Below are 14,966 nucleotides of genomic sequence, written 5' to 3' on the forward strand. Positions count from 1 at the left end.
AATTACTCCTTCGCTTTCTTGCCTTCTAATAATGTTTGAATAATAATTAATACAACACCAATACATAATGCTGAATCAGCTATATTGAATACTGGATAGTTGTACGAGAAAATATACACGTGAATGAAATCCACTACTTCTTGTCTAAATACACGATCAATAAAGTTACCAATTGCCCCGCCCAAAATTAGGCCTAACGAAATACCTAGAAGCTTGTCTGTTTTCGCATACTTTTTCATATAAAATACAATAAACACTACAAAAACAACTGTAATAATGTAGAAGAACCACATTTTATTTTCTAAAATACCCCAAGCAGCGCCTCTATTTCGATGTGATGTTATGTATAATACATTGTCGATAATCGGAATACTCGTACCCAATTCCATGTTCTTTACAATTAACCACTTCGATATTTGATCGATAGCAATGACGAATAACGCTATTACATAATATATCATTTTCATTTCCCCCACAAAGACAGTGTACCTCAAAATTTTAGCATAGCTGCTACCTTTTCACAATGAACCTTTATAGAAGAATAAAATAAATTAAAAAAAGGTAATATAATATCGTTGTGCGTATTCATACATTTACCTTTTCATAAAAGAATTCATGAATCGTACGGGCAGTCGGCATTGTCTTCATTTGCTTTGTCGAAATTAATCTCCCCGTATCTTCACAAATACCATACATGTCTATTTCCATTTTAAATAATGCGCGTTCTACATCCTTTAAATCCTCTTTTATATCATGTAATAGCAATTTTTTCTTTATCTCTTCCTTAATTTCATATCCAAGCTCTTGGCTGAACTCGACATCATATTTGTGCATTACTTCTTTAGCTAGTCTCTCTTGCAACTCTTTTCTCATCAATTGCAATTCTTCTTTTATTTCCATGTAAATTTCATTCACGTGTACATTCCTCCTAGCTGTAATGTACAGTTAGTGTGTCCGAAATTTATTTGCTTACCTCACACACATTTTTCCTTCACAGGAAAGAGTCTGAAAGTGATTTTGATATGCCATCAACAAAAAAACTGACTGCATCAATAGCAGTCAGCTTTTTTTATTATTTTACATAGTTTTCTTTAACAACTGTTGCACAACGCTCACATAATGTTTCATGTTCAGCATCTTTACCAATTGTTTCTGAAACTACCCAACAACGTTCACATGTTTCACCAGTTGCTTGAGCAACAACAACCGCTGTATGTTCATACTTCGGTGCATCTGCTGGCGCTTCATCCATCATACCACCAAGTTTATACTCAGAAACGATGAATAATTGCTTTAAGTCTTCGCTAATAGACTCTAACATAGCTTTCATTTCTGCAGTTGGATATAGCGTAATGCTTGCATTTAATGACTTACCGATTACTTTTTCATTACGAGCTACTTCTAGTGCTTTTAACACGTCATCACGTAATGTCATAAATGCATCCCATTTTGTTTTTAACGCTTCCGCGTCATCTAATTGTACAGCTTCTGGCATATCAGTTAATTGTACACTTTCTTCTGTTACGCCTGGAATGTATGGCCATACTTCATCAGCTGTATGCGGTAAGATTGGTGTTACAAGTTTCGTTAACGCAACAAGAACATCATATAATACAGTTTGAATCGCACGACGATCTTCGTGGTTTGCACCTTCAATATATAAAATGTCTTTTGCAAAGTCTAAATAGAATGAACTTAAATCAATTGTACAGAAGTTATGAATTGCATGATACACAGCAGCGAAGTCGTATGTCTCATATGCTTCTTTAACTTTTGTAATTAAGTCATTTAATTTCACTAACATGTAACGATCTACTTCACGAAGTTCAGCTACAGCTACTGCATTTTCACTTGGCTTAAAGTCGTCTAAGTTTCCTAATAAGAAACGGAATGTGTTACGGATTTTACGATACACTTCTGCTACTTGTTTTAAAATATCATCTGAAATACGTACGTCAGATTGATAGTCAACAGAAGATACCCATAAGCGTAAAATGTCTCCGCCTAATTGATCCATAATTTTCTTCGGTACGACGATGTTTCCAATCGACTTACTCATCTTACGTCCTTCACCATCTAGTACGAAACCGTGACTTAGTACGCCTTTATATGGAGCTTTACCTGTTACAGCAACTGCTGTTGATAATGAAGAGTTAAACCAACCACGATACTGGTCAGATCCTTCTAAATATAAATCAGCTGGACGCTGTAAATCTTCGCGCTCTTCTAATACCGCTTGGTGAGAAGAACCTGAATCGAACCATACATCCATGATGTCTGTTTCTTTACGGAATTCCCCATTTGGGCTACCTGGATGTGTAAATCCTTCTGGTAATAGATCTTTCGCTTCACGCTCGAACCATACGTTAGAACCGTGTTCACGGAATAAATCTGCTACATGGTTAATTGTTTCATCCGTAATAATTGGATCACCATTCTCAGCATAGAATACTGGAATTGGCACACCCCATGCACGCTGACGAGAAATACACCAGTCACCACGGTCACGAACCATATTATGAAGACGAGTTTCTCCCCATGCTGGTACCCATTTTGTTTCTGCTACAGCTTCTATTAATTCTTTACGGAATGCTTCAATAGATGCAAACCACTGTGCTGTCGCACGGAAAATAATTGGTTTTTTCGTTCTCCAATCATGTGGGTATGAATGTGTAATGAATGTTAGTTTCAGTAACGCGCCTACTTCTTCTAATTTTTCTGTAATTGGTTTGTTAGCTTTATCATAGAATAAGCCTTCAAATCCAGGTGCCTCATTTGTTAATACACCTTTATCATCGACTGGGCAAAGTACTTCTAATCCATACTTTTTACCAACAACGAAGTCATCTTCCCCGTGTCCTGGTGCTGTATGAACACAACCTGTACCTGCATCTGTTGTTACGTGGTCTCCTAGCATAACTAATGAATCACGATCGTAGAATGGATGTTTTGCAACTGTGTACTCAAGTTCGCTACCTTTTACTGTTTTCACAACTTCAGCATTTTCCCACTCTAACGTTTTTGCAACTGTCTCAAACAGCTCAGAAGCAATGATATATTTCTCATCGTTTACTTTTACAATGCTATATTCAAGCTCTGGGTGAACAGAAATACCTAAGTTTGCAGGTAATGTCCAAGGTGTCGTTGTCCAAATGATGTACTTTTCATCACCTTCTAATACGTTCTTTCCATCTTTTACAGGGAATGCTACGTAAATAGATGCTGATTTTTTATCTTGATATTCAATTTCAGCTTCCGCTAAAGCAGATTCACTCGTTGGAGACCAGTAAACTGGTTTTTGACCTTTATAGATATAACCTTTTTTCGCCATGTCACCAAACACTTTAATTTGTTGTGCTTCATAAGCTGGTTCTAAAGTAATATATGGATTATCCCAATCTGCACGTACACCTAAACGCTTAAATTGTTCACGTTGACGTTCTACTTGTTCATATGCATACTCTGCACATAACTTACGGAACTCAGCAACTGTCATTTCTTTACGTTTTACACCTTTATTTGTTAAAGCTTGTTCAATTGGTAAACCGTGCGTATCCCATCCTGGAACATATGGCGCACTAAAACCAGTCATTGATTTATAACGAACAATAAAGTCTTTTAATACTTTATTTAATGCATGTCCCATATGAATGTCACCATTCGCATATGGAGGTCCATCATGCAATACAAATAAAGGACGTCCTTTTGTATGTTCTTGTACTTTTTCGTAAATATTCATTTCAGCCCATTTTTCTTGCATTGCAGGCTCACGTTTTGGTAAATTCCCACGCATTGGGAACTCTGTTTTTGGCATCAGTAATGTATTTTTGTACTCCATGCTCAATTCCTCCTTACATGTATAAAAGAAACACTTAAAAAACGGAATAAAAAAGAGACCTTCTCATCCCAAAAAGGGACGAGAAAGTCTCCCGCGGTACCACCCTAGTAGATCATATACATGTGTATAGAATCCTCTTTATATTCTTAACGCGAATACACGCCTACGCTTACTCTATTTGTTCAGCGCGGAACTCCAGGGTGATATTCCCACTATCTCCTTATCCTGAGCTTACACCATCCTCAGTTCGCTATATAAGGTTTGAAAAGGTACTTATCCCTATCTTCGTTTTTCTTAATAAATATGTTGTTTAAAATTATATGTAATAATGAGAAAAACGTCAAGCTTACACTGTTTCTTCTTTTTTCAACAGTTCATCTACTTCGTCTTCTAATTCAATTAGTTTATCCCAATCATCGTTGTTTAACATCTCAAGCTGTGTTTCTAATAACATACGGAAACGAGTTCGGAATACTTTCGCTTGTTTCTTTAGCTCTTCAATATCAAAAGCAACTTTTCTTGATTTTACTAATGCTTCGTTAATAATACGATCAGCATTCTTTTCAGCTTCACGCACAATTAATTTCGCTTCTTTTTGCGCATTACGTTTTACTTCTTCCGCTGCTTCTTGTGCAACGACGATAGATTTGTTTAACGTATCTTCAATATTAGAGAAATGATCTAACTTCCCTTCTAACTGCGCAACTTTTTCTTCTAAAGCTTTTTTCTCACGAATGACCAATTCATAATCTTTGATAATTTGATCAAGAAACTCATTTACTTGATCTTCATCATAGCCACGGAATCCGCGACCAAATTCTTTGTTATGAATATCTAATGGTGTTAACGGCACAACGCCACCTCCAAGTAGTTATCTAAATTTCCTCTTTCAATTATATCTTTTCTTCGACAAAATAGGAGGATTTCCTTCTAAAAAACCAATCATTTTAGTATACCATACAAAATTCTCCATTTGTCGCGTTTTGTTCTACCTTCTACAGAAAATAATTTACTTCGGCCATATCCTCTAACAGAAAAAACATCTCCTGGATAGCATTCATAAGAAGTTTGCTCCACTGTTTTCCAATTGACTTTTACTAAACCATTTTTTATGAAAGGTTGTACTTTCTGTCTAGATAAATGTAACATTTCAGCTAACATAACATCTAAACGAAGTGAAGAAACCGTTCCAGATTTCTCTCCCCACGTTTCATCTATCTGTAGAATTTGTTCTCCTTGCACTGACGCTAAAGAGACTTTTACTTTCCCTATTGATTGTAAGTTCATCTCAATATACGATACAATTTCTTTCGCAACTACAATTTGGGCACGATTTTCTTGCAGCAAAATATCACCACATTTTTCTCTTGTTAAACCAAGAGACATAAATGTACCTAATATTTGCCTATGTTCTAGCGTATAAAACTTGGAAGGATAGTCAATTTCTAATACTTCTACTTGAAATTCTTCTTCATTTAATTCTAGATAGTCTGGATAAATAAGTGCTCTTTTACGCTCTGCATTAGGCGTTGCACCACCAAATTGCACAGCAACATCACCTTGTCCTATTACCATAGAAACAATTTGTTGTTGCCTAGGATCAAGAAAATCCGTTAACTTCACTTGATGGTATTCCGCCGCTCGCTTCCACTCTAGCACTTTATCCACAAAGACCTCCTCATCAGGCCTAAAATGTTCGTAGATGCTCATGTATTTACCTTCTTACTATAAAAAATAGCTTAATAAACTGAACAAACCAGTTTTAGCAAGTTTCAACGCAAAGATCGCAACGATTGGAGAAATATCAATCATTCCAAGCGGCGGAATAAAGCGGCGGAATGGTTCTAAATACGGTTCACAAATACGTGCCAGGAACTCTCCAAAAGCTGATTCCTTTGCACCAGGAAACCATGATAGGAGAATGTAAATAATAAGTGCCCACGAGTAAATCTCGATAGCATAACTTAACACTATAAAAACTGTTGTCATGGCGTATTACCACCTCTTTATATTTGTTTCTTCTTCTTCACCGAATAACTCTGAAATCGCACCAACAATATCTACATTTTCAGGTGTACACATAAATGTTTTCGGTCCTATTTTTTGAATGTCCCCGCCTATAGCGTATACAGTACCACTTAAAAAGTCAACGATACGTACCGCTTGATCAGTAGACATTCTCTGCAAATTAATTACAACAGCTCGTCTACCTTTTAAGTGGTCGGCAATCCCTTGTGCTTCCGAATATGTGCGTGGTTCTAATAAAACAACTTTTGAAGATTGTTTTGCTGTTTCAATACTCACAACATTTTGCTTCGGTTGCGCTTTCGGAAACGTAACGTCTTGTTGTTCTGGTGGATCTTGCTGCTTTTTCATGTCTGTTTGCTCCTTTTCATAACCATATTGAGCTGCTTCTTTTTCTTCCGGTGTATCAAAAAAGAAGTATTTTACTTTTGACCAACTCATAATAAGATTCTCCTTCCTTTTACGCTTTCCCTACTAAAATCGTTCCCAAACGAATATATGTAGCCCCTTCTTCAATTGCAATTGTGTAATCATTGGACATTCCCATTGATAATTCTTTACATGGCGCATGTAATAACTCTAGCTCCTGCACCTCTGTTTGCAGCATACGTAATTCCTTAAAACAGCGTCTGATTTCTTCCTCTTCTTCTGTAAATGGAGCCATCGTCATTAGTCCAACCACTTCAATTTTATCGAATTCTTGCAAACTTTGAATAAAAGAAACAACCTCTTCTATTGCCAATCCTTGCTTCGATTCTTCAGATGAGGTTTTCACTTGAATAAAGCATTTCACTTTCTTATCAGCACGTTTCTGAATTTCTTTCGCCAGCGAAAGACGATCTAACGAATGTAAATAATCAATTTCATTAATGATTTCTTTTACTTTTCTCGTTTGTAATGAGCCAATAAAGTGCCAATTAACTTTTGAACCGAAATGCTCGTATTTCTGTAAGAAACCTTCATTTCTATTTTCACCTAAATCGATAATTCCAGCTTCAATTACTTCGTTTGTTTTTTCAATCCCTACAGTTTTTGTAACTGCAACAAGTTTAATATCTTGCAACGAACGTCCAGCTCGAGCGCAAGATTCTTTAATAGCTTCGTTTACAATTACTAAATTTTCTTGTACTGTCACTTGCTTCCTTCCTCCTTAAAACCTATGAAACTCAACATTCTTCCTGTCTTACCTTGATCACGACGATGAGAGAAAAATAGTTGCTCTTCACAGCTTGTACAAAGAGATGACATTACAATATGCTCTTCTTTTATGCCTGCTTGTACACATAATATACGATTAATTTCTTTTAAATTAATTGCGTACTGCCCGTCAGAAATTTTTTGATGAGGAACAGCACCGCTAACTACTTCCTGTGCTGCTGTTAATACACGATCATCCACAACATAACAACAAGATCCGATCGACGGCCCAATTGCAACATGAATTTCATCACTTGAAATACCTTCTGCATTCCACTTTTGAATCATTTCCTTTGCAATCTCTTGTACAGTGCCTTTCCATCCAGCATGCGCAAGTCCTATCATACCATGTGATGGTGCATAAAAATAGAGCGGAACACAATCCGCGTAACAAGACGTTAACAGAACATCTTCATTACTCGTATAAATGCCATCTGTTTTTGAAATGCCGTCCTCATATGAATAGACACCACTTCCCTTTTCCTGTTGCCCTACTTTTTCAACATGATGAGCATGAACTTGTTCAGAGCAAATCCAGTTTTCTAATGGTTTTTGTAACTTATTTGCTAAAATGCGTCTGTTTTCATGAACGTTCTCCACGATATCATTCACATGTAATCCTAAATTCATCGCATGAAAGGAGCCCGTACTTATCCCACCATCTTTTGTCGTAAATCCAGCAGTAATGTTTCCAAGTTCTTTCCACGCTTGTAAATACAGTATACCGTCCACATATTTAAATGGTTCTCTCATAATAAAGCGGCTCCTTTTAATTAAAATAACAGAAAAAAGCATGGTACTTCCTGTCTATTTTACCATACTTTTATTTTTTCATAATCCTAACAGAAAAAAAAGAGGAATTTGTAATATTCTTTATGAAATTGTCGGTGTTTGTATTGATTCTGTTACAGAATTAACAGGATTTACTCTTACAAGTATGACATCCTCCCCAATTTTCACAATTTCCTTCCAAGGAATTACAATCTCAACATCTTTTCCAAAAATACCTAGCATACGTGTCTGTTTGGAAATAATAACAGAACAAACTTGCCCTGTGTTCATATCAATTTCAATATCTCCAATATTCCCAATCCTTTTTCCATCTGAAATATTTATAACATCCTTCATCTGTAACTCTGAAATTCGTATCACCATTTTTATCCTCTCCCTTATATGACAAATTGGAAACTGTTTCTCATATTTACAGGAAGCCATCTATACGAAACACCATGCTAGTTTCATTATATGAACACTAATCCCCTACTATGAGCACAAACCATATTACATATAAAAAGGTCTCACCATAATTGGTGAGACCTTATCCTTGAATCGTTTTATTCATTTGTTTAATAGCTGACTTCTCTAAACGTGATACTTGCGCTTGGGAAATCCCAATTTCTTCTGCAACTTCCATCTGTGTCTTTCCTTGGAAGAAACGTTTTCTAATAATCATTTTCTCTCTATCATTTAAACGCTTCATTCCTTCTTTCAATGCTAATTCTTCAACCCACTGCTCGTCCTTTTGTTTTTCATCACTTAACTGATCCATAACAAAGATAGGATCTCCCCCATCATTATAAATCGGTTCAAATAATGAAACTGGATCTTGAATCGCATCTAAAGCAAATACTATCTCTTCATGAGTTACTTCTAGCACTTTTGCAATATCCATTGCTGTTGGTTCTTTTGAATTTTCTGCAATCAATTTTTCTCTTACTTGCAAAGCTTTATACGCAATATCTCGCAATGAGCGCGATACGCGAATCGGATTATTATCACGCAAATATCTGCGTATTTCCCCAATAATCATCGGCACAGCATACGTTGAAAATTTTACATTTTGGCCTAAATCAAAATTATCAATTGATTTCATAAGTCCGATGCAACCAACTTGAAATAAATCGTCAACATATTCTCCTCTGTTATTAAATCTTTGGATGACGCTCAGTACAAGACGTAAGTTTCCATTCACTAATTTTTCTCTTGCGCTTATCTCTCCACTTTGCATTTCACGAAATAATTTACGCATTTCATCATTTTTTAATACTGGAAGTTTAGCTGTATCAACACCGCAAATTTCTACTTTGTTTCTCGTCAAAGTGTTCCCTCCTATCGGGAGTTGCTGTACAGTGTAAAGTATTTCCTTTGAAGGGGATTTTATGCATGTGGTTTTTTCACGATTTTTTATTTAAATTATCTTTCCTAATACAACTAAATAGAATAAGACCAGCCTACATAACGGCTGGTCTTATTCTTCACACCATTTTATTAAATTCTTTTCGTAATCTTTTTATAATTCTTTTTTCTAAACGCGAAATGTATGACTGTGAAATCCCAAGCATATCCGCCACATCTTTTTGCGTCTTTTCCTCTCCTCCAGCAAGCCCAAACCGAAGTTCCATAATTTGTTTTTCACGATCATTTAATTGGTGTAATGCTTTCATTAAAAGGTGACGATCTACAGTAGCTTCTAAATCTTTTGTAATAATATCATCATCTGTACCTAACACGTCAGACAATAACAGTTCATTCCCATCCCAATCAATGTTTAGTGGTTCATCAAAAGAAACTTCCGAACGATTTTTGTTATTTCGACGTAAATGCATTAAAATTTCATTTTCTATACAACGCGATGCATATGTTGCTAATTTTATTTTCTTTTCTGGATTAAATGTATTTACCGCTTTAATAAGGCCGATTGTTCCTATACTAATCAAATCTTCAATATTTATCCCTGTATTTTCAAACTTTCTTGCTATATATACAACGAGCCTTAAGTTACGTTCAATAAGTAATGACCTTGCTGCCTGATCTCCTTTTGGCAATTTATTCAAAAGAACTTCCTCTTCTTCTTTTGTTAACGGTGGTGGCAACGCTTCACTTCCACCAATATAATAAATTTCATCGGTCTTAATTCCTAATTTCAGCAATACTTTATACCAAAGGTATACTAAATAAAATTTTAATTTCATCATATTATCCCGCCTCTCATTTATTAAGCGATCACCATTTTTTGCGAAATCAACATTTTTGGATGCACAATACATTGATACTCCCCATTAGTAGACAGCTGTTGTGTATTTAATCCAATTAATACTTTGTTTACAACAATAGAACTACCTTCATGGTCAACTTGCACACTGTCAGGCTTAATTGCCCACAAAAATTGACTCTCTACTCCTACTGCACGGAAAGGAATTAAGCGTAATTTGGTCGCCCAACCAGAATCATTTTCTGGTATTTGAGGAATTTCTGTTTTGGAATAAATTTGTTCTGTTAACCAAGATGGTAAGCAATGTTCTAATGATGAAACATGCATAATCATAACAGGTGTTTTTGTTAATGGGTCATAAAGTTGGTTCCCACTGTCAATAAGACCTGCGAGTTCTAGTTCTTCTTCGGCTAATTGAATTTTTACTTTCACAATTTGATCATAGTGTATTTTCGTGACCTCTACGCTTTCAATACGCTTTTTAGAAAAATAATAAATTACTGGAAAACCAAAAATAACAAATAACCAACTAATTGGATCACCGTAAGAAATTGACTGAGATTGAACCAATCCATTTACCATTTCATTCGTTTGCAAAAAGAAATGAGTTCCAATTAATCCTCCGCCAACCATAAAGGTTACAAAGTAAAAAGTAAAAACAGTTTGTGCATAATTTCTAAATGTTGTAAACCCAAATGCTGTATACACAATAAGTAACGAGTACAGTAGTTTCATAATTGGATGTGTCATCATAGAAGCAAAAGGAGTAAAGGCAAAAATAACAATAGTTGAACCTATAAATGCCCCTAACACAAGCCTCCATCTTTTGATTTTCTTTTTTAACACGGTAGCTGTTAATAAAAGCAAAAGAAAATCAATGCAGGCGTTTAACAACCAAACAACGTCGGCGTAAACAACCAAACAATTCACCTCTTTTTTCAAGTTGAGACTAGTATAATGCATATCCAATAGGAAAGTGTGTCAATTTGCGGAGGTGTTTTTTTGTTATTTTGTGATTTCTAGACATAATCTGTCGGTAAAAAATAAAAGTACAAATTCATAGAATGATATACTCTTATTTTCACAAACAAAATATATTGAAATATACGAAATAAAAAAAAAGACCTGCTTAGCAGGTCTTTTCCATAAAAAACAAAAAGGAGCATGAAAGCTCCTTTTTTTATCGTCTACGACGGTTACGTAAAAATGCTGGAATATCGATATCATCTGAATCTGAATGACGCTCATGTACAACTGGCTCTTCACGCTTCATTTCACGTTTTACTTCACGCTGTTTTGAAGGTTGAGCTACTGGTTGTTGCTGTTGTTGCGTGTGGTTCGCATTCGGACGAATAATTGGTTTTGGTGGTTGAGTTGCAATGCTATCATCAAAACCAGTTGCAATTACAGTTACAACGATATCATCTTTTAATCCTTCGTTAATAACAGAACCGAAGATCATATTTACTTCTGGATCTGAAGCTGAAGCTACGATGTCTGCCGCTTCTTGTACTTCATATAAGCTTAAGTTAGCGCCACCCGTAATGTTCATGATAACACCTTGAGCTCCATCAATAGATGTTTCTAGTAATGGGCTAGAAATCGCTTTTTTCGCAGCTTCTGCAGCACGATTTTCCCCATTACCAGAACCAATACCCATTAAAGCAGAACCTCTATTAGACATAATTGTCTTTACGTCTGCAAAGTCTAAGTTAATTAAACCTGGCGTTGCAATTAAATCCGAAATACCTTGAACACCTTGACGTAATACGTTATCAGCTTCACGGAATGCTTCTAACATTGGCGTATTTTTATCAACAATCTCTAATAAGCGATCGTTTGGAATTACAATAAGAGTATCTACATTTTCTTTAAATGCTGCAATACCAGATGCTGCTTGCGTCGCACGCTTACGTCCTTCAAAAGTAAATGGACGTGTTACAACACCTACTGTTAAAGCACCTAATTCTTTTGCAACTTGAGCAACAACTGGAGCTGCACCAGTTCCAGTTCCACCGCCCATACCGGCAGTTACGAAGACCATATCCGCACCACGAAGTGCTTCTTGAATCTGTTCTTTACTTTCTTCTGCAGCTTTTTTCCCTACTTCAGGGTTTGCGCCTGCACCAAGTCCACGCGTTAATTTTCCACCAATTTGCATTTTTGTTTCAGCTTTTGATAGATTTAATGCTTGTGCATCAGTGTTCACAGCGATAAAGTCTACACCTTGTACACCGTGTTCAATCATACGGTTTACAGCATTGTTTCCGCCACCGCCGACACCGATAACTTTTATATTCGCTAATTGATCTTGAGTAGTATCAAACTCTAACATGTCGAAATCCCCCTAGAACCTCATTTTTCGTGTCCAATTTTAATCCCATAAATAACGGAATACACGTTTTACTTTTGACATCATGCGGTCATCATTTTGATTATTATTGTTTTGATTACGAGTTTTTTGTTTCGTGGGTTGCTGTTGTACCGGCGTTGGTGCTGGTGCTGGTACTGGTTCAAAATGCTCTTGCTTTTCCTGCACATTTTTCCCACGTAATTTAGCTTTTTGATAAGAATGTTTAATTAATCCAACTCCACTTGTATATTGGGGCTCACGCACACCAATATAATCAGGAGTTGCTACACGAACATTTTCATGTAAAATATCATATGCAAGATCAAGAACACCTGGCATAGAAGCAATTCCGCCAGTTAGTACATAACCAGAAGCCACTTGCTTTACTCCTAACTTACGCACTTCATCTTGAACAAACATTAAAATTTCCTCTACACGAGCCTCTATTATATCCGATAATTCCAACTGAGAATATTGTTCTGTTTGATCACTTCCCATAATAGGAACCGTAAACATCTCTTCTTCAGATGCTGTATCATAAAAAGCATGTCCATATTTCAACTTAATTTGATCTGCATTTTCTGTTGAAGTTTTCAACCCAATCGCAATATCTTTCGTTATATGGTCTCCACCTAATGGTAATACGCTCGTCGCTTGTAACTCTCCATCTTTAAAAATAGATAAAGTTGTAGATCCTCCCCCCATATCAACAAGGGCTACTCCTCTATTTTTTTCATCTGAAGATATTGCAACTGTTGCAGCCGCTAAAGGTTGAAGACAAATATCAACAATTTCAAGACCTGCTTTTTCTACACAACGAAGTAGGTTATGTAGTAAAGTTCTCGAGCCTGTAATAAGTGTACCTTCCATTTCTAATCTTACACCGATCATCCCGCGTGGATCGTTAATCTCGTCAAGACCGTCTACGATGAACTGTCGAGGTACCACATCAATAAACTCACGTTCTGGAGCAATTGACACAACTTGTGCTGCATCTAGAACGCGTAAGACATCTTCATTCCCGATTTCACGATCTTCATTTGAAACAGCGACTACTCCGTGACAAGGAAGTAGCTGTACCTGGTTTGCATTGACACCTACTACAACTTGCTCAATGTGGATTCCCACCATGCGCTCAGCTTGTTCAATTGCTTTTTTAATTGATCGAACAGTCTCGTCTATATCAACTATCGATCCCTTCTTTAAACCATTTGATTTTACATTTCCAACACCAATAATGTTTAAGCTGTCATTAACCATTTCACCAATGATGACTTTAACATTGGATGTACCGATGTCAAGACTAACATATATTTCATTGCTGTTCATTCTTTGGCACCTCCTTCTTTATTTATACCATACAACTCAATATATGGAACAACAATCGCAACTTTACTATTTATAAGAAAAATATTCAACGTCTTTATACGTTTCCCTTTTTTAACCCTATATTTTTCTTATTTTTATTTAGCATTCAATTAAGAATATCGCAGTAAACTATGAATAACTGCTTATCTTGAAATAATTCTATTTCGAGTGTAAAGTTTACCGCCAAGTATAAGTCTACACTAAGATGTACTCATAGAAAAGTGAAACTTGTACCAATACTAGTATGAATCTAAGAATTTTTACATATTTTTCATCAAATGAACCATTCTTCTAAATTCGTATACACATAATAGAACATTCGTTTCGTTTTTTCTGCTATAAGTAACGAAAACTACCATTCTATTCTTTTTTTTCTTCCGCACCTAATTCTTTCGTATATGCACCTACTTCTAAGTCAATTAATACCTTCTTACCTGGCTCAATTGTTTTTAAAATAAGCGGATAGGCTTCCATACGTTTTGCGAAATTTTGAATTGTAGTGCTCACTTCATAACCTTCATTCATATATAAAGTAAGATGATCTTCATTCGCATTCGTTGGTGAATAGCGAATCTCCGAAATAGATTTTAAAATAGCTGGTGTTAATTTTTCTAGTTCAGCGATTAACTCCTTCATTTTCTCTTCTTTAAAAGGTTCGAAAATCGGTGCTGCAACAGGAAGTTTTCCATTAGGTAGTACATCAAGTGTTTTTCCATTCTCTAATAACGGTTGTAATTTTCCCTCTTTATTTATATAACCAATCGTTACATATTCTTCGATATGAATATCAATATTGTTTGGAAAACGTTTTTTTACATTTACTGCTTTAATTTCTTTTCGCTTCGTTAAGTTTTCTTCAGCTTTATGTGCTGTCACTCGGAAATAACTTGTATCATATGTCACGCCTGAATCCTTCATTACTTGTTCATCCGTCATATAGTGATTTCCAAACACACTAATCTTTTTTATATTACTAAGCGGAGACCGAAAATAAATTAAAAAGAGCACTAATAAAAATAAAATTGATATGTATAAAATCAATCGATGATTAACATTTTTTTTGTTTTTTTTCTTTTGATTTTTCAATTTTGGTACACGATCTTGTAGTTTAATCACTTTACTATTATTCATGTACGATCCCCCTATGTAACATAAAGAACGGCATGTTCCTCATGCCGTTCTTATCTTCTTAT

At 35.7% G+C, this 14,966-nt stretch carries 16 protein-coding genes and 1 other annotated feature; all 16 genes read right to left on the reverse strand.

Annotation, left to right across the window (positions count from 1 at the left end):
- Positions 1-2: 2 nt before the first annotated feature.
- The 16 genes from lspA to divIB all read right to left on the reverse strand — a co-directional run bounded on the left by lspA (position 3) and on the right by divIB (position 14,904).
- A complete protein-coding gene (gene lspA / locus DN399_RS19070) occupies positions 3-461 on the reverse strand; it encodes a lipoprotein signal peptidase LspA (protein WP_000642180.1) in 459 nt (152 codons plus the stop codon).
- A gap of 124 nt (positions 462-585) precedes the next feature.
- Positions 586-915, reverse strand: a complete 330-nt coding sequence (locus DN399_RS19075; protein WP_001002955.1) for a TraR/DksA C4-type zinc finger protein — start codon at positions 913-915, stop codon at positions 586-588.
- A 157-nt stretch (positions 916-1,072) separates the two neighbouring features.
- Positions 1,073-3,838 (reverse strand): isoleucine--tRNA ligase, encoded by a 2,766-nt coding sequence (ileS2, locus tag DN399_RS19080; protein ID WP_000455951.1) that lies wholly within the window; start codon positions 3,836-3,838, stop codon positions 1,073-1,075.
- A gap of 71 nt (positions 3,839-3,909) precedes the next feature.
- Positions 3,910-4,133, reverse strand: a binding site (T-box leader).
- A 51-nt stretch (positions 4,134-4,184) separates the two neighbouring features.
- Complete coding sequence (divIVA, locus tag DN399_RS19085) at positions 4,185-4,691, reverse strand: septum site-determining protein DivIVA (protein WP_001131611.1); 507 nt, start codon at positions 4,689-4,691, stop codon at positions 4,185-4,187.
- A gap of 89 nt (positions 4,692-4,780) precedes the next feature.
- Positions 4,781-5,548, reverse strand: a complete 768-nt coding sequence (locus tag DN399_RS19090; protein WP_002164454.1) for a YlmH family RNA-binding protein — start codon at positions 5,546-5,548, stop codon at positions 4,781-4,783.
- A gap of 15 nt (positions 5,549-5,563) precedes the next feature.
- The gene (locus DN399_RS19095) at positions 5,564-5,827 is read right to left on the reverse strand and encodes a YggT family protein (RefSeq protein WP_000214232.1); all 264 of its coding nucleotides are present in this window, start codon (positions 5,825-5,827) and stop codon (positions 5,564-5,566) included.
- Between the two features lie 6 nt (positions 5,828-5,833).
- A complete protein-coding gene (locus DN399_RS19100; protein WP_000119129.1) occupies positions 5,834-6,304 on the reverse strand; it encodes a cell division protein SepF in 471 nt (156 codons plus the stop codon).
- 19 nt (positions 6,305-6,323) lie between these two features.
- On the reverse strand, positions 6,324-6,998 hold the full coding sequence (locus DN399_RS19105; protein ID WP_000218005.1) for a YggS family pyridoxal phosphate-dependent enzyme: 675 nt from the start codon (positions 6,996-6,998) through the stop codon (positions 6,324-6,326).
- The gene (pgeF, locus tag DN399_RS19110; RefSeq protein WP_001209008.1) at positions 6,995-7,813 is read right to left on the reverse strand and encodes a peptidoglycan editing factor PgeF; all 819 of its coding nucleotides are present in this window, start codon (positions 7,811-7,813) and stop codon (positions 6,995-6,997) included. Before pgeF ends, DN399_RS19105 begins: the two co-directional genes overlap by 4 nt.
- Positions 7,814-7,933: 120 nt before the next feature.
- A complete protein-coding gene (locus DN399_RS19115; RefSeq protein ID WP_000236750.1) occupies positions 7,934-8,215 on the reverse strand; it encodes a YlmC/YmxH family sporulation protein in 282 nt (93 codons plus the stop codon).
- A gap of 163 nt (positions 8,216-8,378) precedes the next feature.
- Entirely contained in the window at positions 8,379-9,158 is a 780-nt protein-coding gene (sigG, locus tag DN399_RS19120) for an RNA polymerase sporulation sigma factor SigG (RefSeq protein WP_000197753.1), read from the reverse strand.
- Positions 9,159-9,315: 157 nt separating this feature from the next.
- A complete protein-coding gene (sigE, locus tag DN399_RS19125; protein ID WP_000976948.1) occupies positions 9,316-10,035 on the reverse strand; it encodes an RNA polymerase sporulation sigma factor SigE in 720 nt (239 codons plus the stop codon).
- Positions 10,036-10,055: 20 nt separating this feature from the next.
- The gene (gene spoIIGA / locus DN399_RS19130) at positions 10,056-10,973 is read right to left on the reverse strand and encodes a sigma-E processing peptidase SpoIIGA (protein WP_000261975.1); all 918 of its coding nucleotides are present in this window, start codon (positions 10,971-10,973) and stop codon (positions 10,056-10,058) included.
- Between the two features lie 259 nt (positions 10,974-11,232).
- Positions 11,233-12,387 carry a cell division protein FtsZ gene (gene ftsZ, locus DN399_RS19135; protein WP_000888984.1) on the reverse strand — a complete coding sequence of 385 codons (1,155 nt, stop codon included), beginning with the start codon at positions 12,385-12,387 and terminating at the stop codon, positions 11,233-11,235.
- A gap of 39 nt (positions 12,388-12,426) precedes the next feature.
- Positions 12,427-13,734 carry a cell division protein FtsA gene (gene ftsA, locus DN399_RS19140; protein ID WP_001087558.1) on the reverse strand — a complete coding sequence of 436 codons (1,308 nt, stop codon included), beginning with the start codon at positions 13,732-13,734 and terminating at the stop codon, positions 12,427-12,429.
- Between the two features lie 399 nt (positions 13,735-14,133).
- Positions 14,134-14,904 (reverse strand): cell division protein DivIB, encoded by a 771-nt coding sequence (gene divIB, locus DN399_RS19145; protein ID WP_001065794.1) that lies wholly within the window; start codon positions 14,902-14,904, stop codon positions 14,134-14,136.
- Positions 14,905-14,966: the final 62 nt, after the last annotated feature.

The sequence above is a fragment of the Bacillus sp. AR4-2 genome (assembly GCF_008274865.1).
Taxonomy (GTDB): Bacteria; Bacillota; Bacilli; order Bacillales; family Bacillaceae_G; genus Bacillus_A; species Bacillus_A cereus.